General features: G+C 33.5%; 25 protein-coding genes. 8 read left to right on the plus strand and 17 right to left on the minus strand.

Annotated elements, in window-relative coordinates; translation table 11 throughout:
• The 5 genes from J7574_RS04545 to J7574_RS04565 form a co-directional block, all read right to left on the minus strand.
• Complete coding sequence (locus J7574_RS04545; protein ID WP_290964778.1) at positions 1-618, minus strand: hypothetical protein; 618 nt, start codon at positions 616-618, stop codon at positions 1-3.
• 64 nt (positions 619-682) lie between these two features.
• A complete protein-coding gene (locus J7574_RS04550; RefSeq protein ID WP_290964781.1) occupies positions 683-1,270 on the minus strand; it encodes a hypothetical protein in 588 nt (195 codons plus the stop codon).
• 86 nt (positions 1,271-1,356) lie between these two features.
• Positions 1,357-2,214, minus strand: coding sequence for an acetyl-CoA carboxylase, carboxyltransferase subunit beta (gene accD, locus J7574_RS04555; protein WP_008466538.1), 858 nt, complete (start codon positions 2,212-2,214; stop codon positions 1,357-1,359).
• Positions 2,215-2,299: 85 nt separating this feature from the next.
• Positions 2,300-3,367 carry a class II fructose-bisphosphate aldolase gene (gene fbaA / locus J7574_RS04560; RefSeq protein WP_012023542.1) on the minus strand — a complete coding sequence of 356 codons (1,068 nt, stop codon included), beginning with the start codon at positions 3,365-3,367 and terminating at the stop codon, positions 2,300-2,302.
• Positions 3,368-3,427: 60 nt separating this feature from the next.
• Positions 3,428-6,001, minus strand: coding sequence for a BamA/TamA family outer membrane protein (locus J7574_RS04565; RefSeq protein ID WP_290964788.1), 2,574 nt, complete (start codon positions 5,999-6,001; stop codon positions 3,428-3,430).
• Between the two features lie 37 nt (positions 6,002-6,038).
• Between J7574_RS04565 and J7574_RS04570 the strand changes: the two genes are divergently transcribed.
• A complete protein-coding gene (locus J7574_RS04570) occupies positions 6,039-6,767 on the plus strand; it encodes an RNA methyltransferase (protein ID WP_290964789.1) in 729 nt (242 codons plus the stop codon).
• Between the two features lie 9 nt (positions 6,768-6,776).
• Here the strand turns inward: J7574_RS04570 and J7574_RS04575 are convergent, their stop codons facing one another.
• From J7574_RS04575 to J7574_RS04590, 4 genes are all read right to left on the minus strand, one after another.
• Positions 6,777-7,493: a porin family protein gene (locus tag J7574_RS04575; RefSeq protein WP_290964792.1), complete on the minus strand. Its 717-nt coding sequence runs from the start codon at positions 7,491-7,493 to the stop codon at positions 6,777-6,779.
• A gap of 1 nt (position 7,494) precedes the next feature.
• Positions 7,495-8,226, minus strand: a complete 732-nt coding sequence (gene ubiE / locus J7574_RS04580; RefSeq protein ID WP_290964794.1) for a bifunctional demethylmenaquinone methyltransferase/2-methoxy-6-polyprenyl-1,4-benzoquinol methylase UbiE — start codon at positions 8,224-8,226, stop codon at positions 7,495-7,497.
• 583 nt (positions 8,227-8,809) lie between these two features.
• Positions 8,810-9,292, minus strand: a complete 483-nt coding sequence (locus J7574_RS04585) for a dihydrofolate reductase (RefSeq protein WP_290964797.1) — start codon at positions 9,290-9,292, stop codon at positions 8,810-8,812.
• Positions 9,293-9,302: 10 nt separating this feature from the next.
• On the minus strand, positions 9,303-9,647 hold the full coding sequence (locus tag J7574_RS04590; RefSeq protein WP_290964800.1) for a 2TM domain-containing protein: 345 nt from the start codon (positions 9,645-9,647) through the stop codon (positions 9,303-9,305).
• A gap of 240 nt (positions 9,648-9,887) precedes the next feature.
• Between J7574_RS04590 and J7574_RS04595 the strand changes: the two genes are divergently transcribed.
• A complete protein-coding gene (locus J7574_RS04595) occupies positions 9,888-10,184 on the plus strand; it encodes an isoamylase early set domain-containing protein (RefSeq protein WP_290964803.1) in 297 nt (98 codons plus the stop codon).
• A 36-nt stretch (positions 10,185-10,220) separates the two neighbouring features.
• Here J7574_RS04595 and J7574_RS04600 read toward each other — a convergent pair whose 3' ends face one another.
• From J7574_RS04600 to J7574_RS04615, 4 genes are all read right to left on the minus strand, one after another.
• Positions 10,221-11,072, minus strand: a complete 852-nt coding sequence (locus tag J7574_RS04600; RefSeq protein ID WP_290964805.1) for a thymidylate synthase — start codon at positions 11,070-11,072, stop codon at positions 10,221-10,223.
• Between the two features lie 78 nt (positions 11,073-11,150).
• Positions 11,151-11,774: a bifunctional nuclease family protein gene (locus J7574_RS04605; protein ID WP_008466556.1), complete on the minus strand. Its 624-nt coding sequence runs from the start codon at positions 11,772-11,774 to the stop codon at positions 11,151-11,153.
• 166 nt (positions 11,775-11,940) lie between these two features.
• The gene (locus J7574_RS04610; protein WP_290964809.1) at positions 11,941-12,909 is read right to left on the minus strand and encodes an electron transfer flavoprotein subunit alpha/FixB family protein; all 969 of its coding nucleotides are present in this window, start codon (positions 12,907-12,909) and stop codon (positions 11,941-11,943) included.
• Positions 12,910-12,983: 74 nt separating this feature from the next.
• A complete protein-coding gene (locus tag J7574_RS04615; RefSeq protein ID WP_290964811.1) occupies positions 12,984-13,730 on the minus strand; it encodes an electron transfer flavoprotein subunit beta/FixA family protein in 747 nt (248 codons plus the stop codon).
• 503 nt (positions 13,731-14,233) lie between these two features.
• On the opposite strand from J7574_RS04615, the gene J7574_RS04620 reads away from it, so the two are divergent.
• The 5 genes from J7574_RS04620 (at position 14,234) to J7574_RS04640 (ending at position 21,875) form a co-directional block, all read left to right on the plus strand.
• Positions 14,234-15,211, plus strand: a complete 978-nt coding sequence (locus J7574_RS04620) for a pyruvate dehydrogenase complex E1 component subunit beta (RefSeq protein WP_290964813.1) — start codon at positions 14,234-14,236, stop codon at positions 15,209-15,211.
• 69 nt (positions 15,212-15,280) lie between these two features.
• Positions 15,281-17,782: a DUF5686 and carboxypeptidase-like regulatory domain-containing protein gene (locus J7574_RS04625; protein ID WP_290964815.1), complete on the plus strand. Its 2,502-nt coding sequence runs from the start codon at positions 15,281-15,283 to the stop codon at positions 17,780-17,782.
• 218 nt (positions 17,783-18,000) lie between these two features.
• A complete protein-coding gene (locus J7574_RS04630) occupies positions 18,001-18,600 on the plus strand; it encodes a DNA-3-methyladenine glycosylase 2 family protein (RefSeq protein WP_290964818.1) in 600 nt (199 codons plus the stop codon).
• Positions 18,601-18,711: 111 nt separating this feature from the next.
• A complete protein-coding gene (locus tag J7574_RS04635; RefSeq protein ID WP_012023556.1) occupies positions 18,712-19,242 on the plus strand; it encodes an inorganic diphosphatase in 531 nt (176 codons plus the stop codon).
• Between the two features lie 113 nt (positions 19,243-19,355).
• Positions 19,356-21,875 (plus strand): sodium-translocating pyrophosphatase, encoded by a 2,520-nt coding sequence (locus J7574_RS04640; RefSeq protein WP_290964822.1) that lies wholly within the window; start codon positions 19,356-19,358, stop codon positions 21,873-21,875.
• 77 nt (positions 21,876-21,952) lie between these two features.
• Here the strand turns inward: J7574_RS04640 and J7574_RS04645 are convergent, their stop codons facing one another.
• The 4 genes from J7574_RS04645 to J7574_RS04660 all read right to left on the minus strand — a co-directional run bounded on the left by J7574_RS04645 (position 21,953) and on the right by J7574_RS04660 (position 24,204).
• On the minus strand, positions 21,953-22,321 hold the full coding sequence (locus J7574_RS04645; protein ID WP_290964825.1) for a DNA-binding protein: 369 nt from the start codon (positions 22,319-22,321) through the stop codon (positions 21,953-21,955).
• 2 nt (positions 22,322-22,323) lie between these two features.
• Positions 22,324-22,620 carry a type II toxin-antitoxin system HigB family toxin gene (locus J7574_RS04650; protein ID WP_290964828.1) on the minus strand — a complete coding sequence of 99 codons (297 nt, stop codon included), beginning with the start codon at positions 22,618-22,620 and terminating at the stop codon, positions 22,324-22,326.
• Positions 22,621-22,786: 166 nt separating this feature from the next.
• Complete coding sequence (locus J7574_RS04655) at positions 22,787-23,401, minus strand: deoxynucleoside kinase (protein ID WP_260672371.1); 615 nt, start codon at positions 23,399-23,401, stop codon at positions 22,787-22,789.
• Positions 23,401-24,204, minus strand: coding sequence for a hypothetical protein (locus J7574_RS04660; protein ID WP_367272537.1), 804 nt, complete (start codon positions 24,202-24,204; stop codon positions 23,401-23,403). The genes J7574_RS04655 and J7574_RS04660 overlap by 1 nt, the downstream gene beginning before the upstream one ends.
• 224 nt (positions 24,205-24,428) lie before the next feature.
• Here J7574_RS04660 and J7574_RS04665 point away from each other — a divergent pair, with 224 nt between their 5' ends.
• Positions 24,429-25,316 carry a GLPGLI family protein gene (locus tag J7574_RS04665; protein WP_290964835.1) on the plus strand — a complete coding sequence of 296 codons (888 nt, stop codon included), beginning with the start codon at positions 24,429-24,431 and terminating at the stop codon, positions 25,314-25,316.
• The last annotated feature ends 32 nt before the right edge of the window (positions 25,317-25,348 follow it).

Below are 25,348 nucleotides of genomic sequence, written 5' to 3' on the forward strand. Positions count from 1 at the left end.
TTAATCTTTTATCTTTTCCAGTTTTGGTTTTATAAAAGGAAATGTAATTCTGTTTTTATCCCATTTAATTTGTTCGGAATTATAATATCCGTTTGTTTCCTTATATTTTAAAACTGTGTCCTCTTCTTGAGTTGTTCTCCGTATAAAATACAAATCATTTTCTTTTAATGATGATTTAAGCGCATTAATTAAATCGAAATAAATTTTTGAATCTAATGTGTCTAATTTTGAAGCTATAAAAGTTATATTTCTGAAATTGTCTTTGTAATTTGCTTTTATTAAATCGGATATATTATTAGCAGGTATTTCTATTAAATCTTTTGGTTGCAAATTAATAAAGTATGGAATTGTATCGTTTCTTTCCCAATTTCCGCAAATATGTCCTATTTCGTTTCTTTGAGAATAATAGATCTTTGAATTTTTATCAATGATGAAAGTGTTGGTTCCATAATACAAGTAACCAGGAATAGGTGGAGGAGGGGGAATTGTATCCTTGCCTTGAACTTTTTCTTTATTATTCTGTGAAATAATATAAGGGATATCTTTTTCGTGATTTTCTTTTTTGCTACAATTCAAAAGGAGAAAACAAATCATAAAACCAATAAAAATTCTAGCCATAAGGAATCAGATTTAAAATAAAGATATAAAAAAATCGTAAGAATGTTTTTGGGATTTACTTGTGTTATTTACTAGGAAACTTAATTTTTGTTCGATCCCATTTAATAGAATCAGAGTAATAGTAATCACTATTGGCTTTGTATTTTAAAACAGTATCTTCTTCTTGTGTGGTTCTTCTTATGTAGTAAGTTTGTATGATGTTACTTTTTAAAAGATCCAAAAAGTAAGGATTTTTAATTGTATCGCTTTGGGAGCCTATTATTAAAATTTGTCTCCTTTTCTCTTTTGTTAAAATATTTTCTGATAGAAAATCTTTTAGACACTTTTTCGGAATTTTGACAATGTCTTTTGGTTGTAAATCAAGAAAATGTGGAAGTGTATCTTTTTCACTGCCATAACTACATAATATTTGAATGTATCTTTTTTGATAAAAATATAAATTTCCTTTTTTGTCAATTATTAATTGGCTTTCTCCATAGAAAAGTCCTTTTGTTGATGGAGGTGGTACTGCTAATGAATTGTAATATTTTTCAAGTTCTTTGTCTTCATTGGAGATGATGTAAGGTTTGTTTTTAATAACAGCTTTTTCCTCTTTTTTAGCACAATTCAAAAGAAGAAAACAAAGCATAAAACCAATAAAAATTCTAACCATAAAGAATAAGATTTAAAATAAAGATATAAAAAAATCCCAGAAAGTTATTTTCTGGGATTTTGTGTTTTTAGAAAGAAGTGTAAAACTTATTTTCTAATATCATTATTCTGAATCAAATCGATGTATAAGTTGATCTTATCTTTCAATTCTTTTCTTGGCGTGATAAAGTCTAAGAAACCGTGCTCTAAAAGAAATTCAGCAGTTTGGAAACCTTCTGGCAAATCTTTTCCTGTAGTGTCACGTACAACACGCGGACCAGCAAAACCAATCAATGCACCTGGCTCAGAGATGTTAATATCTCCCAACATAGCGTATGATGCTGTTGTTCCTCCAGTTGTTGGATCTGTACAAAGAGAGATATAAGGTAATTTTGCTTCAGCCAATTGAGCTAATTTTACAGAAGTTTTTGCTAATTGCATTAAAGAATAAGCAGCTTCCATCATACGAGCTCCACCAGATTTAGAAATCATTACAAACGGAAGTTTGTTTTTGATAGCATGATCAATACCTCTTGCAATTTTTTCACCTACAACAGCTCCCATAGATCCACCGATGAATGCAAAATCCATACAGCAGATTACAAGTTCTCTTCCTTTAGATTTTCCTACTCCCGTACGTACAGCGTCTTTAAGATGAGTTTTTTCCATTACGTCTTTCAAACGATCTGCATATTTTTTTGTATCCACAAAATGCAGAGGGTCTTTAGAAGTCATGTTTTTGTCTAACTCAACAAATTCGTTGTTGTCAAATAAAATTTCAAAATAGGTTGCGCTTCCAATTCGAACGTGAAAATCATCTTCAGGGCTTACGAACAAATTTCTCGCTAATTCGTCAGCATCAATAATTTTTCCAGTAGGAGATTTGTACCACAATCCTTTCGGAACGTCCATCTTGTCTTCTGTAGCGGTCGTAATCCCTTTTTCTTGTCTTTTAAACCAAGCCATTTTTTAAAATTTAAGATTTAAGATTTTAGACTTTAGATTTTAGATTCCAGAGAGAAATCTAAAATCTAAAATCATAGATCTAAAATTATAGTGTATTCACATTGTTTAAGTCTGCAAAAGCTTGTTCCAATCTTGCGTTGAATGTTACTTCGCTTTCACGTACCCATCTTCTTGGGTCATAGTATTTTTTGTTTGGAGCATCTGGACCTTCTGGGTTACCAATTTGAGATTTCAAATAGTCAAGGTTTTTAACCATATAGTCACGGATTCCTTCAGTGTATGCAAATTGTAAATCTGTATCAATGTTCATTTTGATAACTCCGTAGCTAATTCCTTCTCTGATTTCTTCAAGTGTAGAACCTGAACCTCCGTGGAAAACGAAATCAACTGGGTTGTGTCCTGTGTTGAATTTGTTTTGTACGAAATCTTGAGAATTTTTTAAGATTTTTGGAGTTAATTTTACGTTTCCTGGTTTGTAAACACCGTGAACGTTTCCGAAAGCAGCAGCAATTGTAAATTTAGGGCTCACTTTAGATAACTCTTCGTAAGCATAAGCTACTTCTTCTGGCTGTGTATATAATTTTGAGCTGTCAACATCAGAGTTATCAACACCATCTTCTTCACCACCTGTAATACCAAGTTCGATTTCTAATGTCATACCCATTTTGCTCATTCTAGCTAAATATTCTTTACAGATCTCGATGTTTTCTTCGATTGGCTCCTCAGACAAATCGATCATGTGAGAACTGAATAATGGTTTTCCTGTTTCTGCAAAGTGTTTTTCAGAAGCATCTAATAAACCATCGATCCAAGGTAAAAGTTTTTTTGCACAGTGGTCAGTGTGTAAGATTACAGTTGCACCGTAAGCTTCTGCCAAAGTATGAATATGTTTTGCTCCCGCGATTCCTCCTGCGATTGCTGCTTTTTCACCTGCATTTGATAATCCTTTTCCAGCGTTGAATTGTGCTCCTCCGTTAGAAAATTGAATGATAACTGGCGCGTTTAGTTTTGCTGCAGTTTCAAGAACTCCGTTAATTGTGCTTGATCCAGTAACGTTTACTGCTGGAAGAGCAAAACCCTTCTCTTTCGCATAATTAAAGATCTCTTGAACTTGATCTCCTGTAGCTACTCCTGGTTTAATGTTGTGTGCCATTTTAATTTTTTTTATAGTTGTTTTTAGTTTTTAGGTTGCAAAAATAAGAATTAATTAGCATTAGAACGGATAATTTATACCAAAATTTAAAACCGAGTGTCCAAAATTGTATTCTTTAAACCATCGGTCTCCCTTCTCATGTGCCGGATTATAAGTCTTAAAGCCTAAATCTAAACGAATCACAAAAAAGCTCAAATCGTATCTTAAACCAAACCCGGTACCCAAAGCAATTTCTTCTAAATCGTTTAAGTTGTCGAATCTTGCTTTTGGATCTATAACATTATCGAGTACATTCCAGATATTTCCGGCATCTGCAAAGAGCGCTCCTTTTACATCTCCGAAAATTTTGAAACGAAATTCGGCACTTGCAGCAAGTTTCATATTAGCCTCATTAAAGTCATTTAAAGCATTTGTGCTTCCAGGACCAAGTGAGTAAGGTTGCCAAGCACGGTTGTCATTGGAACCCCCAGCATAGTAGCTTCGTGAAAACGGAATATAGTTTGAGTTCCCAAACGGAATTGCAATACCGAAGAAGCTTCTAACCGCCAGAACTTTTTCTTTTCCAAAATCCCAGTGCTTGATATAATCAAATTCAGTCTTCGCATATTCCGAGTATTCCAAGTTGAAGATCTCGTAATTGCCTCTTGAATTTTTTGGAAGATTTCCTATTTTAGAAATGGCTGATAATAAAGTTCCTGCAGATTCTATTTTTGTTCTGAATTGGTAGAAATTGTTGTCGGCCAAATCTTTTTTTGTTGTTTTGGTAAAAGAAAAACTGGTGGCCAGAATGAAATCATTTTCAGTTAAACGAATTCTTCTTTCTTCAATGCTTTCAACTTCTTTATATTGAGCATCGGCAGATGTTAGAGCAGTTTGTCCAGTTAAAACGTCTTTTGTAAAACCTGTTGTTCCTTGAGGTATAGTTAAGTCTTTTCTTGCTTGTTCTTCTGGTGTGGTTCCCCAGTTTATAGGATTAACGTTGTAATCTTTTCCAATTCCGTTCAAATCATCATAAGAAGACGTGTAAACATTGAAGTAATTGTCTGGGTTAAGGTTGCGGACAAACTGAGCATTTAATAATTCCAGTTTTGCTGTATTATGACGTTTTGGTGTCCAGTTATATGAAATACCTCCTGTGAAGTTTTCTTTATCCAAACCAATATTTCGCTGTTTCGAAAAACCAGAAGATATAGAGGTATACGGAATCATACTTTTCGGAATGACTTTCTCGGTTCCAAAAGGCAATAAAATTCTCGGAAAATTCAATTTCATATCCAAACCATATTCCGAAACGTTAAAGAAATTGTTGTTTGGGTTGGCCATGTCTCTGGACGAACCAATATTTAAACGAGCCGAAATCTCAAGAGTTTCTGCTCGATTGAATACGTTTCGAATCGTTTCAGAAACACTGGCTCCGATTCCGAAATCTTGAATGTTTGAATGTGTTACATCTAAAGTTGCTCCAAAACTGTATTTTTTTCTTGGAGTCAAATACACATTTGCAATAAGCGATTGAGCGGTAGAATCTCTTTTGTCTACTTCGTATTGAATAGATGGATAGTTGAAGATTCTTAAATTATTTAAAGATCGAGAAGAAAGCGTTGTCCTGAAATCGGCAAAAGTGCTTCCTTTAGAAATGAAAATAGCATCGGTAATAGCGCGCGGTCTGTATTTTAAACCTCTGTAACTGTATAAGTTAAAATTGTTATAGCTTACGCTGTCTGTTGGCTTTTTCTTAGCATTGGCAGCAGAATAATCCGTGTAGATGTTTACGTCGCTAATTTTATATAATTTAAAAGGCTCCGTGCGACTCGAATCTTTTTCCTGAATATTATTGTTGTTAATAATTAGAGTAACATCTGCTTTGGCTTTTTTTCCAATGGTGTCAATATCGAAAGTCACGTAAGTAGGCTGGAAAAAATAAGCTCCGTGATTTCTAAAGTATGTTGTTATACGGTTTTTCTCTTCTTCAAAATCGGAAGTCTTGTATTGATTCCCAGATTTTAATAAAGAAGGCTCATTATTAGTTCTGTATAAAGAGTCTAGTGCAGGCGTCATTATTTTGGTTCTGATAGTATCCAATTTATAAGCCGGCCCTGTAGTGATATTATAATTAATTTCTGCTTTCTTTTTCCCAACGGTGTCAATTGTATAATCGGTTTGTACATTGAAATAGCCACTGTTGAAATAATAATATTTTAAACGTAATAAGGTTTTTCTAGTTTTTGAAGTGTCAATTATTACTGGTGGTTCACCTGTGTTTTTTAGAAATTCATGAATTCCTTTATAGTAAAAAGACTGGCCAAGACGGTCTACTTGTTTTGCTGAGAATATTTTAGACATACGCTCATACTTTCCAGGATTGTTTTTAAATTTTGCCTGATAAGTAGAATCTGGGTTTAAATTGGCTAAATTGTATAAATTTAATCGAAGCTTATAGCCTAATAAATTACCATTTGGTTTTTGGTACATTTGGTTAGAAGCAGTTTCGTCATTTGTAGATTTTCCGTTAACAAGAATATTATTTTTTACAAGAAGATTTTTTCCATCGGGAACTCTTTTTACGGCATTACAAGCGCAAATTAATATTGCAATTAGAAGAAATGCTATTATTTTTGTGGAATTATTTTTCAAGTGTTTTTTAATATTTAATTCAAAAGTACATTATTTTATGGTTAGTAAAAACCAAATAAAGCTTATCTCTAGTTTGCATCAAAAAAAGCAGCGTTTTGCGAATCAATTATTCTTTGCTGAAGGAGTAAAAGTAATTCAAGAATTGCTGCAATCCAATTTTGAATTAGAACATTTATACACCACATTAAATGATTTTGAAACGGTTCAAGCTTCAAAACGTACTCTTATTAATGAACAAGAACTGAAAAAAATAAGTGCTTTGTCTACTCCAAATTCTTGTTTGGCGGTTTTTAAAATTCCAGCTCCCAAAGAAACAATCAATTCGGGTCTAATTTTAGCTTTAGACGATATTAGAGATCCTGGAAATCTAGGAACTATTTTGCGTCTTTGCGATTGGTTTGGTATTAAGCAGATTGTCTGTTCTAAAGAAACAGTAGATATTTATAATCCAAAGGTGGTACAAGCTACAATGGGGTCAATTACCAGAGTAAATGTAAGCTATGTTGATTTAAAACTTTTTCTTGCTCAAACTAAACTGCCAGTTTTTGGAACTTTTATGGACGGAGAAAATATTTATCAAACTCAATTGCCTCAGGAAGGAATCATTATTATGGGTAATGAAGCCAACGGAATTTCAGAAGAAATTGAAAAAATAGTAACCAGCCGTCTTACAATTCCTAGATTTGGAGAGCTTCAAAAAACGGAAAGTTTAAATGTAGCTACTGCAACAGCAATTATTCTTAGTGAATTTAAACGAAATAGTTGATATTTTGTTTTAATGAAAAGTGAAATTTATTAAAATCGCTCTGGATTTCATCGAATCGATGTTGTCTGTCCATGGACTTGGGCCATTTTCAGGATTGTCTTTAATTAATTCATTTGTAATACCAAACATTCCCCTAACAGAAGGAGAGAAAATAAAGTATTCGGTAAAAATATCAATACCCAAACCAAGCTCGTAAGCTGCTGTCCATTGTTTTACTCTAAATTTCTGCTCAAAGTTGTCATCTTGAGACTTAGCATTACTCGACAAATTTAAAGTTGTAGACATACCGCCAACTAAGTATGGGCGTATGTTTCCCGTGCGTAAAGCAGAAAATTTCAATAACAAAGGAAAGTGGATATAGGTGCTGTTTACTTCTCTTAGATAATCGCTTTCTTTACTTCCTATGCCTGGAAAATAAAGATCGCGTTTAGTGTAGTACAAACCTGGTTCAAAACGCAAGTTAATATATTCCTGAAGTCTTAAATCGGCTACAACACCAACATTAAAACCGGTAGTTTTTTTAACCTGAATATCTTGTGTTACAGGGCTTTTGTAATCAAATTTAAAGTCAAAACTATTAAAGCCTAAATAATAGCCAAAGTAAATGCGCTGCTTCTGCCAGTTTTCTAGATTGATAATAGGATCTTTGCTAAACATGTTTTTAGCAAATTGAGAATGTCCTTTTGTCGTTAAGACCAATAAAAATAAGATTACAATTTTTTTCATACTATTTTTTAGATGCAGAATAAATTGTTGCGACACCAAAAGTTTGAGGCATTGCCACAACATCTATAAACCCAGTTTTTCTCAAAATATTGTTTAAGGCTTCTCCATAAGGAAAAGCGGCAGCAGATTCGGATAGATAGCCATACGCATCATTATCTTTAGAAAATAATTTTCCGATTAATGGCAATATATTTTTGCTGTAAAAATTGTAACCTTGTTTATAAGGAAATTTATCTGGAACAGACGTTTCTAATATAACAAAAACTCCATTTGGTTTCAAGACTCTTAAGATTTCTGCAAAACCTTTTTCTAGGTTCTCAAAATTTCTCACACCAAATCCAACAGTAATAGCATCAAAGTAATTGTCTTCAAACGGCATATTTTCAGAATCGCCTAAAACGAGTTCGATAATATTGGAAAGATTTTTTTCTTCCACTTTCTTTTTCCCAACCTCTAGCATTCCGGCAGAAATATCCAGTCCGATGATTTTTTCAGCATTGGTTTGCGACATTAAAATAGCTAAATCACCAGTACCTGTTGCAATATCCAGAATAACTTTTGGTTTTTTGTCTGATACGATCTTTAATACTTTTTTACGCCACTTAACGTCAATTCCAAAAGAAATTACACGATTCAAATTATCGTAATTCCCAGAAATGGTGTCAAACATTTGGGTTACTTGCTCTTTTTTACCTAAGGTAGAGTCTTTATACGGAGTTACTTTTTCAGACATTTTTTTTATTTAGGCAAATATAAACAATCTAGTCTAACTGTAATTGAGTTTTTTAATTTGTCAAATAAATGTTTTACAGGATTTGTTTAAAGCAAATAACAAGGGTATTTCTGCCATCCCTAAATCTAGGTATTTTGCCAAAATCCCTAAATCACGGTATTGTCTGATAGCGCTATTATGAGCAACTTTGCTAAAGTAAAAATGATTAAAGTTTTAATGATTGATAATGTCGCTATGACTTAAACAGATGATTACTTTTTTTGCGCTGGTAATTCATTTGTTCTTGAAAGGGTTTTGTAAAGTATTGTTCTTGGGGGAAATACTATATTTAAGTGCAAAGTACGTTCTTAGGATTAAATTTGTTTTTGGAAATTTTAATTTTCTGCCTTTAATATCTTAGTGGTATTTGTTATTAGAGGCGTTTGAGATTTAGGTCTCAAATAACATTAAATGTTATTCAGTTTTTACAAATGTTTCTTGACATTTGTGATTTTTTTTAAAACAAAAATCCTTCTTGAGCGAGTTTAGGCTTCAGAAATCAATTATTTAAAAACATCCTCCCTAAAAAGAGGATGTTTTTTATTTATTTTCTAATGTAAGTCTCATAGGAATAATCGTAAAGATGTTTTTCGTCTTTATAATTTTCTTCAGATTCTACCAAAATCCATTCGCTTTTATTTATTTTAGGGAAAAAAGCATCTCCATCAAAAGAATGATGAACTTTGGTTAATTCTATAATATCCGTAAATGGAAGAGCGAGATTGTAAATTTCGCCACCGCCTATCACGTAACTGTCATCATTTTCAGGGCACAAAGCAATAGCTTTTTCAATACTGTCTACTACAATACATCCTTCTGGTTTGTAGTTTTCTTGGCGAGAAATTACAATATGAACACGGTCTGGTAATGGTTTAGGGAAACTCTCAAAAGTTTTTCTTCCCATAATAATATGATGACCAGTAGTAAGCGATTTAAATCTTTTAAAATCATTTGGCAAATGCCATACTAATTTGTTGTCTTTTCCAAGTGCATTATTTTCGGCTGCAGCCGCTATCATTATAATCATCGTATACTAACTAAATTTTATTTTCATTTTCTTCATTAATAGAAGATTCGAGCTGACTGATTCTTTTTTGCTGTAAAGCAACTAATCGGTCAATTTGTTCTCTTTCCCATTTTTTATTCATAAAACGGTCAGTTATATACACTTTTATAAAATGCAGAATAAAAATGAAAAGCCAAATTGTAACACCCCAGATGCACCAATTTTGAGTTGTGCCTTCTCCAAATCCAAAAAATTTATTAGCAACAAATAAAAATAAACTTCCAAGGAGGAAAAGAACAAAATGAAAATATAAGATCTTTTTTTGTCTTAATCGGCGTCTAGCGTATTCGTATTGTTCGTGTACTTCTTTTTCCATAAAGCTAAAAATGAGATCATAAAATTAAAATTTATTTTCGAAAGTCCATATTTTGGATATGGAATATTTGCTTTTAAATGATCTAAGAATTTGAAAAACAAAATTTTAACTGCTTTAAATTACAGATAAAGCGAAAATAATATGCTGTTTTTGGTATTATCATAAATCGGTTCTAGCAGTTGCTAGTGTTTCGTTGAATTTAATTAATTTTAGATGTATAAATCTAAAAACGAAATAGTTATGTCTTTGAAGAAACAATTTGTGAAAACGAAACCGGTATGTAAAGTGACGTTTTCAATAGATGCTAAAGATGCAAATACGGCAGCAGTTGTTGGAGATTTCAATAATTGGAATGCCGAAGAAGGAACTTTAAGTAAATTGAAAAATGGAACTTTTAAAGCAACTTATGACTTGGTTAAAGATGCTATATACGAATTTAAGTATCTGATTGACGGAAATTATGTAAATGATCCAGAAGCTGATTCTTATAAATGGAATGATTTTGCTGGAAGCGAAAACAGTGTTTTAGTTGTATAAAAAAATCCGCTTTAATTTAAAGCGGATTTTTTGTTTTTATACAGCGACACTTCCTTTTATAGCAGGATGCGGATCATAGTCAACAAGAGTGAAATCACCATAATCAAAATCAAAAATGTTTTTAATCTCTGGATTTAAAATCATTTTTGGTAATGGTTTTGGTTCTCTCGAAAGTTGCAATTCTAATTGCTCAAAATGATTGTTGTAGATATGTGCATCGCCAAAAGTGTGAATAAATTCGTCCGGCTCTAAATCACATACTTGCGCAATCATCATTGTTAGCAATGCATAAGAAGCAATATTAAAAGGAACTCCCAAAAAGATATCGGCACTTCGCTGATACAATTGGCAAGATAATTTTCCTTTTGTTTCTCCTTTTTCAAGATCTGGACTTGCTACATAAAACTGAAAAAAGGCATGGCATGGAGGCAATGCTGCTTTGTTGTTGGCAACGTTTTCTTCAAAAGATTTTTTAGTATCTGGAAGAACTGATGGATTCCAAGCCGAAACCAGCATTCTTCTGCTATTTGGGTTTGTTTTTAATTCTTTAATTAGTTCAGAAATCTGATCAATTTCTTCACTGTTCCAATTGCGCCATTGGTGGCCATAAACTGGTCCCAAATCACCATTAGAATCTGCCCATTCATCCCAAATTTTCACTCCGTTTTCTTGAAGGTATTTTACATTTGTATCCCCTTTTAAAAACCAAAGCAATTCATAAATAATGGATTTTAAATGCAATTTTTTTGTTGTAACCATTGGGAAACCTTCACTTAAATCAAAACGCATTTGGTAGCCAAAAACACTTTTTGTTCCGGTTCCTGTTCGGTCTCCTTTTTGATTGCCGTTTTCTAAAACGTGTTTTACTAAATCTAAGTATTGTTTCATTTGTTTTGTTTATTCGGTTATTCGTTTAATTGTTTAATCGATTTAACGAATAAACGGTTCAACGATTAAACATTGAATTTATCTTCTAGAGATTTCGTCTCTAATTTTTGCGGCTTTTTCGTAATCTTCCTGCGAAACGGCTTGATCTAAAAGTTCGTTTAATTCCTGTAAAGAATGTTTTGCATAAACGTCTCCAGATTGATTGCTTTCTTCTTCATGTCCGAAGGTTTCTGGATTTGAAAGCACATCATCAATTTCCTGAGCTCCAGAATCGGTTTCGGCAGTATTTGATTTTAAATAAATACCGGCTTTGTCCAAGATGTTTTTATAAGTAAAAATAGGAGCGTTGAATCTCAAGGCCAAAGCAATTGCATCAGAAGTTCTGGCATCGATAATTTCTTCGATTTTATCTCTTTCGCAGATTAAGCTTGAATAAAAAACGCCATCAACTAATTTATGAATGATAACTTGTTTAACCACGATGTCAAATCTTTCAGCAAAATTTTTGAATAAATCGTGAGTTAAAGGACGCGGCGGTTTTATTTCTTTCTCTAAAGCAATAGCAATTGACTGGGCTTCAAAAGCGCCAATAACAATCGGTAATTTTCTTTCGCCATCGACTTCATTCAAAATTAAGGCATAAGCGCCATTTTGAGTTTGACTGTATGAAATTCCTTTTATGGATAATTTTACTAGACTCATATATGTTTGTAAAAAAGGCACTTAGCACCTTATTTTAATACTGTTTTTGATTGAAAAATAAAGCTGCAATTTTAATCAAAAAAAATTGAACAAAAAAGCTGCCTATAAACAAAGATACAACATCTTGTTTTTAGGCAGCAATATTTTTTAAAGAGAATTCTTTGAATTAAGAATGCTGAGCTTTAAAAGCTTTTAATTTCTCTGTTAATTGCGGTACAATTTCAAAAGCATCTCCAACAACACCGTAATCAGCCACTTTAAAGAAAGGAGCTTCAGGATCGTTATTGATTACTACTTTTACTTTAGAAGAGTTGATACCTGCGATGTGCTGAATAGCTCCAGAAATACCAATTGCAATATATAAGTTTGTTGCTACTGGTTTTCCCGTTTGCCCAACGTGCTCACTGTGAGGTCTCCATCCTAAATCTGAAACTGGTTTAGAACAAGCAGTTGCAGCGCCAAGCACAGCAGCAAGATCTTCAACTAATCCCCAGTTTTCCGGACCTTTTAATCCACGTCCGCCAGAAACCACTATATCCGCGTCAGCGATAGAAACTTTTCCAGATACTTTTTCTACAGATTCTACTTTTACTCCAAAATCATTGTCTCCAACAGTTGGGTTAAAATCTTCTGCAGCAGCAGCTCCAGCACTTTCAAAAAGTCCGTAAGAGTTTTTAGCCAAGCCAAGAACTTTTACATCTGTATCGATTTGAGTGATATTGAAAGCTTTGTTTGAGAAAGCATTTCTTTTTACTTGAAATGGAGAAGTGCTAATAGGCAATCCAACCACATTTGAAGCAAAACCCGCTTCTAAGCCTACTGCAACAAGTGGAGAAAGGTAGATGCTGTCTGTTGAAGAAGAAAGTAAAACTACTTTTGTACCTTCTTTTTGAGCAGCTTGTTTAATCACATCAGCATAAGCTTTTGCATTAAAACCAGCTAATTTGTCGTTGCTTACTTTTAAAACTTTATCTACTCCGTATTTGCCTAATTCGCTTACATCGCTGATGTTTACAGTTAAAGCTGTAACGGTAGTTCCTAATGATTCGGCTACTTTTTTAGCGTAAGAAGCTAATTCGAAAGCCACTTTTTTAAATTTTCCTTCTGCAGATTCTGCATATATTAATATTGACATAATTTTTTTGTTTTGAAGTTTAAAGTTTCAGGTTTCAAGTTCTCAAACTGAAAACCGCGACTGAAAACTGATTACTAGATTACTTTCGCTTCGTTGTGTAATAAGTTGATTAACTCATCTAAATTATCTGCAGAAACTAATTTTACTGCTGATTTTGGAGCTGGTTTTTCAAATTTCACTGCTTTAGTATTTACAGCAGCATCAACTGGCTCAAGAATAGTAAGTGCTTTTGTTCTTGCTGTCATAATTCCTCTCATGTTCGGGATACGCAAATCTTTCTCTTCAACAAGACCTTTTTGACCTCCAATAATTAAAGGAAGAGTAGTGCTTACTGTTTCTTTTCCGCCGTCGATTTCACGAACAGCTTTTACACTGTTTCCGTCGATTGTTAAAGCGGTGCAAGAATTTAAGAAGTTGTATCCTAAGATTCCAGCAATCATTCCAGGAACCATTCCTCCGTTATAATCCAAAGATTCTTTACCAGCAATTACTAAATCGTAACCGCCATTTTTAATAACTTCTGCCAATTGTTTTGCAACAAAAAATCCGTCTGTTGGATTTGCGTTAACACGAATAGCTTCATTTGCACCAATTGCCAAAGCTTTACGCAATGTTGGTTCAGTATCAGGACCTCCAACGTTTACAACCGTTACATTTGCTCCTTGTTGTTCTTGAAACCAGATAGCGCGTGTAAGACCAAATTCGTCGTTAGGGTTAATTACATATTGTACACCATTAGTGTCAAATTCTGAGTCACCGTTGGTAAAGTTGATTTTTGAAGTAGTATCAGGCACATGGCTGATGCAAACCAGTATTTTCATAAGTATATATTTTGAATTTGTAATATGCTTTTACAAATTTAGAATTTAATTTGGAATAATTATACTATGCGTGCATAATATTTTTTAAAGCTATTACGATTTCGCTGATTGTGTAGTTTTTAGTGATTTTCATCGGAATCTAAAAACAAAACAACATGCATTTTGGCTGATTATTAGGAATTTTGCAACAAATGACATCTCTGCAGCAAATTATTTTTTGTCTGAGAAATACTAATTTTTGCCTTTTTCCGTTTTGATGAATGGAATTTTGGAGGAACAAGAATTAAACAAATAGATAAAAGTTTGTCCGAAAAATATTTTTAAGGCCGTTAAGTGTATATTATACGTTATTATATCGATTTCGTAAATATCACAATAAAGCTTAAAAAGTTAAAACGGGAGAACAGATAGAAGTTCATGCGATTTTAAATTCAATTTATGCTTTTAAGTTATTTAAAATATTTATTTTTGCTCTTCAGAAAATTCAACATACAATAAAAAATATGAGAACAATACAATTTAGAGAGGCCATTTGTGAAGCAATGAGCGAAGAAATGCGTCGCGATGAATCCATATATTTAATGGGAGAAGAGGTTGCAGAATACAATGGAGCTTACAAAGCTTCAAAAGGAATGCTTGCTGAGTTTGGTGAAAAAAGAGTAATCGATACTCCAATTGCTGAGCTTGGTTTTTCAGGAATTGCAGTTGGTTCGGCAATGAATGGAAACCGCCCTATTGTAGAATATATGACATTCAACTTCTGTTTAGTTGGTATTGATCAAATTATAAATAACGCTGCTAAAATGCGTCAAATGACAGGAGGACAATTTAATGTGCCTATCGTTTTCCGCGGACCAACAGCTTCTGCTGGTCAATTAGGAGCTACTCACTCACAAGCTTTAGAAAACTGGTTTGCTAACACTCCAGGTCTTAAAGTTATTGTTCCTTCAACTCCTTACGATGCAAAAGGACTTTTAAAATCTGCAATTCGCGATAATGACCCTGTAATCTTTATGGAGTCTGAGCAAATGTATGGTGACAAAGGCGAAGTGCCAGACGGAGAATACACAATTCCAATTGGTGTTGCTGATGTTAAACGTGAAGGAACAGATGTAACTATCGTTTCTTTCGGTAAAATCATCAAAGAAGCTTTTATTGCTGCTGATGAATTAGCAAAAGAAGGAATCTCTTGTGAGATCATCGACTTAAGAACAGTTCGTCCGATGGATAAAGATGCAATTCTTAAATCGGTTAAAAAAACAAACCGTTTAGTAATTCTTGAAGAAGCTTGGCCAGTGGCTAGTATTTCTTCTGAGATTACTTATATCGTTCAAGAGCAAGCTTTTGACTTCCTTGATGCACCAATTCAACGTATTACAACTGCAGATACTCCTGCACCTTATTCTCCAGTATTGCTAAAAGACTGGTTGCCAAATGCAGGTGATGTAGTAAAAGCAGTTAAAAAAGTATTATACAAATAATACAAATACAAAATACTCATAAAACTTCATCAGACAACATGGATTGGTGAAGTTTTTTTTTACTTTAAAATGAACAAATTAACTCTACTTCTCTTATATATTGCATTTGCTTTTGCCAATGTTGCTACTGCACAAACTAAGGTGAGTGGAATTGTTTTGGACAAATCAAATCAGCCAATACCTTTTGCAAATGTGGTATTTAAAGGTTCTAATATCGGAATCGTTTCTAATGAAGACGGCCGCTTTTATTTAGAATCGCCAAATACATACACGGCACTTATTGTTACTTCGGCAGGATTTTCAGATAAAGAAATTCCTTTAGAAAAATCGGTTAATTATAATTTTAAAATTGTTTTGTTCGAAGAACAAGTGCTTAACGAAGTTGTAATTTATACAGGTAAAACTTCTAAGAAGAACAATCCTGCATTGGATATTTTGAGAAAAATCTGGGAAAGAAAACGTAAAAACGGATTGTACCAGTTTAATCAATACCAGATGCAGAAGTACGAAAAAGTGGAGTTTGATATGAATACTATTGATAGCGCATTCATGAAAAACAAACTTTTTAAAGGAATGGAGTTTATCTTTCAACATGTTGATACTTCTGAAGTTACTGGAAAAACATATTTGCCAATTTTCATTAACGAATCGGTTTATGATGTTTATGGAGACAACAAATTAAAGAAAGTAAAAGAAAATCTAACAGGAAATAAAATGTCTGGTTTTAACGGAAATCAGCAGATTTTATCTTTTGTAAAAGATCTTTATTCAGATTATAACATTTACGACAATCACCTTAAATTTTTTGACAAAAGTTTTACAAGTCCGCTCTCAAGAACGGGAATCGACGTTTACAACTATGTTTTAAAAGATAGTGCCTTTGTAGATAAAAAATGGTGTTATAATATTGTTTTTTACCCAAGACGTAAAAACGAATTGACTTTTAAAGGAGATTTCTGGGTTAATGATACGACTTTTGCCATCAAGAAAATTAATATGGGCGTTACTAAAAGTGCCAATATTAATTGGGTAAAAGATATTTATATCGAACAGGAATTTGAGGTAGAGAACGATTCTGTTTTTCTTCTGACTCGCGATTATATGATGTCTGATTTTGCTTTGAATAAAAAGGAAAAATCAAAAGGAGTGTATGGAAAAAGAACCACTTTATATCGCAATCATAAATTCAATATTCAGAAACCAGAGAAGTTTTATAAAGAAGAAGTCAATTTTATAGACAATTCCGTTTATGAACGACCGCCCGAATTCTGGGAGGAAAATCGTTTTGAAAAACTAAACAAAGACGAACAGGGAATTTATAAAATGCTTGATACCTTGCAGACAGTCAAACGATTTAAGCAGCTGTATAATCTCGTCTCGATTTTAGGAAGCGGTTATATCGAATTTAAAAACTTTGATTACGGACCTATATTTTCAACTTTTGGATATAATGAAGTTGAAGGTGTAAGGTTAAGAGTGGGCGGGAGAACCTATTTTGGACCAAACGATCCATGGCGTATTCAGGCTTATACAGCTTATGGATTTGATGATAACAAATTCAAATACGGAGTTTCTGGAAAATGGATGGTTGACAAGAAAAACCGTGTTATAATCTCGGGAGGGAATAGGCGTGATATTGAGCAAATTGGAGCGAGTTTAACAACTACAAATGATATTTTAGGACGAAGCTTTGCGTCTTCTGCCTTGTTTACAACAGGAAGTAATGGAAAACTAACCAATATCAATTTGAGCAATATTTCTGTCGAAATGGAGCCTAAAAAGAACTTTATAGTACAAGCAGGTCTCTCATACAGAACATTAGAATCGGCCTCAAAAACATTTAGTTTAGATTACTATACCACTTTGCCAACTCCCGAAAATCCAGCAGGAGTTGTAGAAAGTGCGGTAAAACAATCAGAAGCCAATATTCAGTTTGAGTTTATGCCAAACAGAAAAACTATTGGTTATGGCGTAGAAAGAAGTTTAGTAGATAGTCCTTTTAGCCATTTCTTTGTGAATTTCAGCTATGGATTGAAGGGTGTTTTTGATAGTGATTTCGCTTACGAAAAAATTCAAGTTTTCTACAAGCAACCTATCATTATAGGGCCTTTAGGAAGATCGAATATTATTGTTGAAACAGGAAAAACTTTCGGTACCATTCCGTTAGGTTTGATGAGCGTAATTCCGGGTAACCAGACTTATTTTACAATTGAAAATACGTTTAGTAACTTGAACTTCTACGAGTTTGTTACAGATCAATATACAACCTTACAATGGAATCATGATTTCGGAGGAAGATTGTTCGCCAGAGTTCCATTTATGAGAAAACTGAATTGGAGAGAATATATCGGAATAAGAGCAGTGCACGGAACCATTTCTGATGCTAACCGCGCCATTAATGCTTCGGGATTACCTTATAATGCTCCTGAAAAAGTATATTATGAATATCATGCAGGGATTGGAAATATATTTAAAGTTTTCCGTATTGATTTTTCTTGGAGAGGAAATTACCTAGATATGCCAGACGCTCACAAATTTGCAGTAAAAGGATCTTTTGGATTTTATTTTTAAGGTTCAAAGTGACATAGTAACAAAGTCGCAAAGGTTTCAAATCTTTGCGACTTTTTTGTTCACGCAGATTTTGCAGATAGAGCAGATTTCTTTAATCAGCAATTTATCAGCTTAAATCTGCAAAATCTGCGAGAGATAAAAAAACTTAGCGACCTGGCGACTTTGCGAGAACTAACTCCATTTTTCTTAAATTTGATTTACTTTCGAAAACTATAATCATGCAAGAAGCCATAGATTTTCTCTCATCCAAAAATCCAATATTTCTAGAAATCATTGAGAAGTACGGGTTACCGCCAATTCCGAGACGCCCGCCAGGTTTTGAAACTTTGGTTTTACTTATACTCGAACAGCAAGTTTCTGTAGATTCTGCGAAAGCCACATTTTTAAAAATCAAAGCATACAAAACTTGCAATCCTGAAAACATGGCTGTTTTGTCTGATGAAGAATTTAGAAATCTCGGTGTAAGCCGTCAGAAAACAAAATACATTAAAATTTTAGCGGAAGCGGTTTTAAACAAAGAATTGGATATTGATGGTCTAGCCACAAAATCGGCAAAACAAGTTCGCGAAGAGCTAATCAAATTAAAAGGAATTGGAAATTGGACAATCGATATTTATTTAATGTTCTGTTTGCAAGAGCCCGATTTAATTCCGCTTGGCGATATTGCGGTAATCAATACGATCAAAGAATTATTGAATATTCATGACAAACAGGAGATGGAAACCCATGCACAACAATGGAGTCCATATAGATCTTATGCTACCTATTTGCTTTGGCATTATTATTTGAAAAAAAGAAATCGAACAATTACCTATTAAATGCTTGTTTTTTAAACTTTAATGCAAATAATTTAACCTTGTTTTTTATTGTAAAACTAGATTCTTTAGTTATTTTTGCAACCGAAATTATAGAAACAATAAAAAACGAAAATGACCGCAGACAAATTAACGACTTTCGATGTATTAATCGAAATACCAAGAGGAAGCAGAAATAAATACGAGTACGATTTTGAAATTAAAAGAATGCGTTTTGATAGAATGTTATTCTCTTCAATGATGTACCCAGCAGATTACGGATTTATTCCAGAAACTTTAGCTTTAGACGGTGATCCTCTTGACGTATTAGTTTTGGTAAACGAACCAACTTTTCCTGGATGTGTTATGGAAGTTAAACCAATCGGTGTATTCCACATGGCAGATGATAAAGGACCAGACGAAAAAATTATTTGTGTACCTGTTTCAGATCCAATCTGGAATTCATTAAACGATCTTTCTGATATCAATCCTCACTTAGTAAAAGAAATCGAGCACTTCTTCCAAGTTTACAAAGATCTTGAAAACAAAAAAGTAGATGTAGAAGGATGGGGAGACGTAAAAGAAGCTTACGAGATCATCGCTGAGTGTACAAAACGTTTTGATGATATTGAAAATAAACCGGCTGGATTATTTAGCATTAAATAATTTTAACCGCATTCTAATATAAAAAAAGCAATACTGCCGTCAGGAGTATTGCTTTTTTGTTTAAATTCGTTTTAGTTAGATTGTTGACTATTAACCAAAACCATTAAAATATTATGAATGCATTTATGATTTACCTGCCAATTGTTATGGCAGTTTTAGGATTACTTTTCATGGGAATAAAAAGGAGTTGGGTTTTAAAACAAGATGCCGGAGACGGAAAGATGAAAGAGATTTCAGATTACATCTACGAAGGAGCCTTAGCCTTTCTAAAAGCCGAATATAAACTGTTAACCATCTTCGTAATTATTGCCAGTTTGGCTTTGGCAGGAATTACTTTTATTCCAGGAGTAAAAACTCATTTATTAATCGTAATAGCATTTATTTTTGGTGCATTCTTCTCTGCTTTAGCAGGAAATATGGGAATGAAGATAGCCACTAAAACAAACGTTAGAACCACTCAAGCAGCTCGTTCAAGTTTGCCACAAGCATTAAAAGTTTCTTTTGGCGGTGGAACCGTAATGGGACTTGGTGTTGCAGGTTTGGCTGTTTTAGGATTAACATCCTTTTTTATCATTTTCTTTAATCTTTTTTCTGGCGGAGTTTGGAAAGATACAGATACTATGACTATTGTTTTAGAAACTCTTGCAGGATTTTCACTTGGAGCAGAATCAATCGCTTTGTTTGCGCGTGTTGGAGGTGGAATTTACACCAAAGCAGCCGATGTTGGTGCAGATTTAGTTGGTAAAGTTGAAGCAGGAATTCCTGAAGATGACCCTCGTAATCCAGCTACAATTGCAGATAACGTGGGTGATAACGTAGGAGATGTTGCGGGTATGGGAGCTGATTTATTCGGGTCTTATGTAGCGACCGTTCTTGCGGCAATGGTTTTAGGAAACTATGTAATAAAAGATATGGGCGGAAGTATTAACGATGCTTTCGGCGGAATTGGACCAATTTTACTTCCGATGGCAATTGCCGGTTTCGGAATTTTATTTTCAATCATTGGAACAACTTTAGTAAAAATAACAGATGACAATGCGAAAGAAGCGCAAGTTCAGAAAGCATTAAATATAGGAAACTGGGTTTCTATTGTTTTAACCGCTGTGGCTTGTTTCTTTTTAGTTCAACACATGTTGCCAGAAACGATGCAAATGACTTTCTTCGGAGAAGGTTCTAAAGCCATTTCGTCAATGCGTGTTTTCTATGCCACATTAGTCGGATTGGTTGTTGGTGGAGCAATTTCATCTGTAACAGAATATTATACAGGATTAGGGACAAAACCAGTTTTGGCAATTGTTCAAAAATCATCTACAGGAGCAGGAACAAACGTAATTGCAGGTTTGGCAACAGGAATGATTTCTACTTTTCCAACCGTTTTATTGTTCGCAATCGCAATCTGGATTTCTTATGTTTTAGCAGGATTCTATGGAGTAGCTTTGGCGGCTTCTGCAATGATGGCAACAACAGCAATGCAATTGGCAATCGATGCCTTCGGACCAATTTCTGACAACGCAGGAGGAATCGCAGAGATGAGCGAATTGCCAAAAGAAGTTCGCACAAGAACCGATATTTTAGATTCAGTAGGAAATACGACAGCAGCAACAGGAAAAGGATTTGCAATTGCTTCTGCGGCTTTAACTTCATTAGCATTATTTGCAGCTTACGTAACTTTTACAGGAATCGACGGAATTAATATTTTTAAAGCACCAGTTTTAGCAATGCTATTTGTTGGAGGAATGATTCCGGTTGTTTTCTCTGCTTTGGCAATGAATTCTGTTGGAAAAGCAGCAATGGATATGGTGTACGAAGTTCGTCGCCAGTTCAAAGAAATTGCTGGAATTATGGAAGGAACAGGAAAACCAGAATACGGAAAATGTGTTGAGATTTCTACAAAAGCTGCTTTACGCGAAATGATGCTTCCAGGAATTTTAACGATTGGTTTTCCTATTGCAATTGTATTAATTGGGAAATTAGTTTACTCAGACAACAATCAGTTAATTGCTGAAATGTTAGGAGGATATATGGCTGGAGTTACCGTTTCTGGCGTACTTTGGGCAGTTTTCCAAAACAATGCTGGAGGTGCTTGGGATAATGCTAAAAAATCTTTCGAAGCTGGAGTAATGATCAACGGAGAAATGACATACAAAGGTTCAGATGCCCATAAAGCTGCCGTAACAGGAGATACTGTTGGAGATCCTTTTAAAGATACTTCTGGTCCTTCAATGAATATCTTAATTAAATTAACTTGTTTGATTGGATTGGTAATTGCGCCAATTTTAGGAGAAGGCCATGCACCATCAGATATTGCAGGAAAAGCTTCTTGCTGTGCTAAAACAGAAATGCATGCAGGAATGGCTAAATGCGGCGATATGTCTGGAATGACAAAAGAAGAATGTATTAAAATGTGCAAAGAAAAAGGCTGTTCTGAAGAAGAAACAGCAAAATGTCTTGCACACTTTGATGCAACTGGAAAATACGCTCATTCAGAAAGCGAATCGGTTCGTGTTGAGGTTAAAAACATTAACGGAAAAACAACTGGAACCGTCACTAAAACAGTTGATGGCAAAACTACAACAGAAGTTTTTGAAGGAACTGAAGAAGAGGTTTTAGCAAAAGTTGAAGCTGCAAAATAATAGCTTTGTCAAAGTTTAAAACTTTGACAAAGCTTCTTAAAAGAAAAAGCCTCTAAATATATTTTTAGAGGCTTTTTTTATGGAACTAAAGCATATTCTTTAATCAAAATTGAAGCTGGAATATGGAGCTTTTCTGTCAATACACGAATTTGTTTTATAGTTAATGCCCTCTTTCTATTGAACAATTCAGAAACTCTTGATCGGCTATTTAAAATAATTCCTAAATCGGCATCTGTCAATCCATTTTGCTCCATCATAAATTTAATCGCTTCAATAGGATCTGGATCTGGGATTGGATAATGAATTTGCTCATATTTTTCAATAAGCGTTACTAAGATATCTAATTCATCTCCTTCAATAGTATCTGGTTTTGCATTAAAAAGAACATTAACTCTTTCCAGCGCATTATTATAATCGTCTTCTGTTTTTATAGGTTTTATATCCATAATTACCAATTTTTAATATCTTTTAAATCATCATATTCACTATGTGTTCCAACAAAAAGAATATAAACGATTTGCGTGTCGTAATTAATTTTTACAATTAAGCGATAATGATTTCCGCAAATATTAAATACAACTTTATTGTTTCCGACAAAATCTGCAGTACCAAAAAAAGATTTTATAACATTTGAATTTGAAAAATTGTTTTTATCAAAGATTTGATACCAAGCTAACAATTGTTGCTTTGAATTTGGAAATCGCTCCCAAAAATTTTGCAATGTTCTTTTGGCTATTATTCTCATAATTACTTCGGCAAATATAATAAAAATTTCCCAAAACGGGAAAAACGATTTATCTGTGCAAAAGTAAGAAAATAATTATATTTACTATTAAGGTTACAAAAAAAGCCCCTAAAAATTATTTTAGAGGCTTTGTTTTTATTTTCGTATAAATCTGTGCAATTTGTGTTTAAAATAACCCGTTTAGCTCGGCATCAATTTTATTAATGATGTTTCCTAAATCTTCAGGATTGTCAACAAAATTGATATTGTCAACATCAATAATTAGTAATTTTCCTTTAGTATAAGTCTGAATCCAAGCTTCGTATCTTTCGTTCAAACGGCTTAAATAATCGATAGAAATAGAGTTCTCATATTCACGTCCGCGTTTGTGAATCTGGCCTACTAAATTTGGGATAGAACTTCTTAAATAAATCAATAAATCTGGAGCTTTAACCAGAGATTCCATTAATTCGAACAAAGACGTGTAATTTTCAAAATCACGGCTTGTCATTAATCCCATTGCATATAAGTTCGGAGCGAAGATATGCGCATCTTCATAAATCGTTCTGTCTTGAATGATTTTTTTTCCGCTTTCGCGAATTTGCTGCACTTGACGAAAACGGCTGTTAAGGAAATAAATCTGAAGATTAAATGACCAGCGTTCCATCTGATGGTAGAAATCATCCAAGTACGGATTATCAACTACATCTTCATAATGAGGTTCCCATTTGAAATGTTTCGCCAATAATTTGGTCAGAGTAGTTTTTCCTGCGCCTATGTTTCCTGCTATTGCTATGTGCATTACGGTGTTACGATTTTATAATTTGATATATCTGTAGTTGTAAAAATAGATAAAATTTGGTCTTTGTAATAAAAATTGTCAAAGGTTTTTTCTAAAATTTTAATCTCAGAAATTACCTCTGGGTTTGACTTATTAATACCTTTAAAATACAGCAAACGATTCTTGCTAAAAAGATATTGCGAAGGACTAACAATTGCAATTTTATCAAAATCGGCTACTTTTCCTAATGTCGTTATTTTTCCAAAAATGTCACAAGAAAATCCGTTGTTTTTCTTGTCAATCCAATAGAAAGTATTAAAATCGGTCTGATAATACTGAATGGTTTCTGTGAGCGGAATTGAAACCGTTTTGTATTCATTTTTTAAATAATCAAAAAGACCAATTTGCTGATTTAGGGCATTATAAATCCATAACTGATTTTGAGTAGACATTCCGATTGCACTAACCACAATTGGAGTCGTATTCTGTGAAAAATTAATCTCAGTCATTTTATTTAATTGATTGTCCAATAAAACAACACTATTGAAATCTTCGTAAAACAAAACAATTTTTAGCGGATTCTGAAGATCAACTTTCGTAATTTTTCCTAAAGAGACATTCTTGTATTCTAAAATTTCTTTCCCTTTAACTTTACTAAAAACATTATTAGTTATCTGATACGAATATCCGAAAGCGTCATATCCTAAAAATTCATCAGAAGTATTTTTATACTGTGAGATTAAAGACGGATTTATGCTCAAATCCTGTGCTGAAATCGCATAGAAAGTACAGCAAAGAAACAAGGAGAATAAAAATTTTTGCATGGTTCTATGCATTATAAATCGATTTACAAGAGCACCAAATTACAAAAACTCTCCTTAAAATTTCAATTTTGGCAATTAAACCTTTTTTAAATCTAGTAGTCTAAAAAATAGGCAGTTCTATCTATGTCTTAATCCCATTAATATATTTAGTTTCTTGAATTTTAAAATAAATAATACATTTGAATGTAAGTTTTGTCGGATATACTCACTTTAAAGAAAATAGAATGAAAAAAATATTTTTTTATATGACCTTAATGCTTGTTTCTACTCAAATTCAAGCACAAAAAGATTTTCAGGGAATGGCTGTTTACGAGTCAAAAACCCAAGCGCCAAAGTTTGAAGGAATGCGCGGAAACAGAGATATCACTCCAGAAATGCAGAAAAATATGGAAGAGCGTATGAAAAAAATGCTCGAAAAAACATTCATTTTAAACTTCGATAAAGCAGCATCCATTTATAAAGAAGAAGAAAAACTAGAAGCTCCCGGGCAGCAGCAAGGAGGTTTTAGAATGATGTTTGGTTCGCTCACAGGTGGCGGAGGGACTTTTTATAAAGATGTAAAAACAAAAACATATACCGTAGATAAAGAGTTTATGGGTAAAGAATTTCTCGTTGTCGATTCGCTACCAAAATTAAATTGGAAATTAGAACAAGAAACCAAACAAATTGGCGGTTACAATTGCTTTAAAGCCACAGCAGTAAAGCAGGCCAGTAAAACCGATTTTAGAAACTTCAGACCTAAAAACAACGATGATAAAAAGGATGAAGCTAAAAAGACTTCAGGGGATACTAAAACTAATTTTACAGACAATTTCGAAATCCCAAAAGAAATTGTAGTAACTGCCTGGTATACTCCAGAAATTCCTATTAATCAAGGTCCAGAAAATTACTGGGGACTTCCGGGGTTAATTTTAGAAATCAATGATGGAACAACTACCATTTTGTGTTCGAAAATTGTTTTGAATGCAAAAGATAAAGTCGAAATAAAACCTTCTAAAAAAGGAAAAGTGGTTTCTCAGAAAGAATATGATGAAACAGTAATTAAGAAAATGGAGGAATTTAGAGAAATGAACCGTGGTCGTGCAGGCGGACCGCCACCAATGGGAAGATAATATCTTCAAAATTCCAATTTTTCAAAATCCAA

Origin of the sequence: Flavobacterium sp. (assembly GCF_017744675.1) — a bacterium.
Lineage (GTDB): Bacteria > Bacteroidota > Bacteroidia > Flavobacteriales > Flavobacteriaceae > Flavobacterium.

What these genes read in the sequence shown, in the direction of transcription:
- J7574_RS04545 (WP_290964778.1), bottom strand. Translation starts at nt 618, where the DNA reads ATGGCTAGAATTTTTATTGGTTTTATGATTTGTTTTCTCCTTTTGAAT.
- J7574_RS04550 (WP_290964781.1), bottom strand. Translation starts at nt 1,270, where the DNA reads ATGGTTAGAATTTTTATTGGTTTTATGCTTTGTTTTCTTCTTTTGAAT.
- accD (WP_008466538.1), bottom strand. Translation starts at nt 2,214, where the DNA reads ATGGCTTGGTTTAAAAGACAAGAAAAAGGGATTACGACCGCTACAGAA.
- fbaA (WP_012023542.1), bottom strand. Translation starts at nt 3,367, where the DNA reads ATGGCACACAACATTAAACCAGGAGTAGCTACAGGAGATCAAGTTCAA.
- J7574_RS04570 (WP_290964789.1), top strand. Translation starts at nt 6,039, where the DNA reads ATGGTTAGTAAAAACCAAATAAAGCTTATCTCTAGTTTGCATCAAAAA.
- J7574_RS04575 (WP_290964792.1), bottom strand. Translation starts at nt 7,493, where the DNA reads ATGAAAAAAATTGTAATCTTATTTTTATTGGTCTTAACGACAAAAGGA.
- ubiE (WP_290964794.1), bottom strand. Translation starts at nt 8,226, where the DNA reads ATGTCTGAAAAAGTAACTCCGTATAAAGACTCTACCTTAGGTAAAAAA.
- J7574_RS04585 (WP_290964797.1), bottom strand. Translation starts at nt 9,292, where the DNA reads ATGATTATAATGATAGCGGCTGCAGCCGAAAATAATGCACTTGGAAAA.
- J7574_RS04590 (WP_290964800.1), bottom strand. Translation starts at nt 9,647, where the DNA reads ATGGAAAAAGAAGTACACGAACAATACGAATACGCTAGACGCCGATTA.
- J7574_RS04595 (WP_290964803.1), top strand. Translation starts at nt 9,888, where the DNA reads ATGTCTTTGAAGAAACAATTTGTGAAAACGAAACCGGTATGTAAAGTG.
- J7574_RS04600 (WP_290964805.1), bottom strand. Translation starts at nt 11,072, where the DNA reads ATGAAACAATACTTAGATTTAGTAAAACACGTTTTAGAAAACGGCAAT.
- J7574_RS04605 (WP_008466556.1), bottom strand. Translation starts at nt 11,774, where the DNA reads ATGAGTCTAGTAAAATTATCCATAAAAGGAATTTCATACAGTCAAACT.
- J7574_RS04610 (WP_290964809.1), bottom strand. Translation starts at nt 12,909, where the DNA reads ATGTCAATATTAATATATGCAGAATCTGCAGAAGGAAAATTTAAAAAA.
- J7574_RS04615 (WP_290964811.1), bottom strand. Translation starts at nt 13,730, where the DNA reads ATGAAAATACTGGTTTGCATCAGCCATGTGCCTGATACTACTTCAAAA.
- J7574_RS04620 (WP_290964813.1), top strand. Translation starts at nt 14,234, where the DNA reads ATGAGAACAATACAATTTAGAGAGGCCATTTGTGAAGCAATGAGCGAA.
- J7574_RS04625 (WP_290964815.1), top strand. Translation starts at nt 15,281, where the DNA reads ATGAACAAATTAACTCTACTTCTCTTATATATTGCATTTGCTTTTGCC.
- J7574_RS04630 (WP_290964818.1), top strand. Translation starts at nt 18,001, where the DNA reads ATGCAAGAAGCCATAGATTTTCTCTCATCCAAAAATCCAATATTTCTA.
- J7574_RS04635 (WP_012023556.1), top strand. Translation starts at nt 18,712, where the DNA reads ATGACCGCAGACAAATTAACGACTTTCGATGTATTAATCGAAATACCA.
- J7574_RS04640 (WP_290964822.1), top strand. Translation starts at nt 19,356, where the DNA reads ATGAATGCATTTATGATTTACCTGCCAATTGTTATGGCAGTTTTAGGA.
- J7574_RS04645 (WP_290964825.1), bottom strand. Translation starts at nt 22,321, where the DNA reads ATGGATATAAAACCTATAAAAACAGAAGACGATTATAATAATGCGCTG.
- J7574_RS04650 (WP_290964828.1), bottom strand. Translation starts at nt 22,620, where the DNA reads ATGAGAATAATAGCCAAAAGAACATTGCAAAATTTTTGGGAGCGATTT.
- J7574_RS04655 (WP_260672371.1), bottom strand. Translation starts at nt 23,401, where the DNA reads ATGCACATAGCAATAGCAGGAAACATAGGCGCAGGAAAAACTACTCTG.
- J7574_RS04660 (WP_367272537.1), bottom strand. Translation starts at nt 24,204, where the DNA reads ATGCAAAAATTTTTATTCTCCTTGTTTCTTTGCTGTACTTTCTATGCG.
- J7574_RS04665 (WP_290964835.1), top strand. Translation starts at nt 24,429, where the DNA reads ATGAAAAAAATATTTTTTTATATGACCTTAATGCTTGTTTCTACTCAA.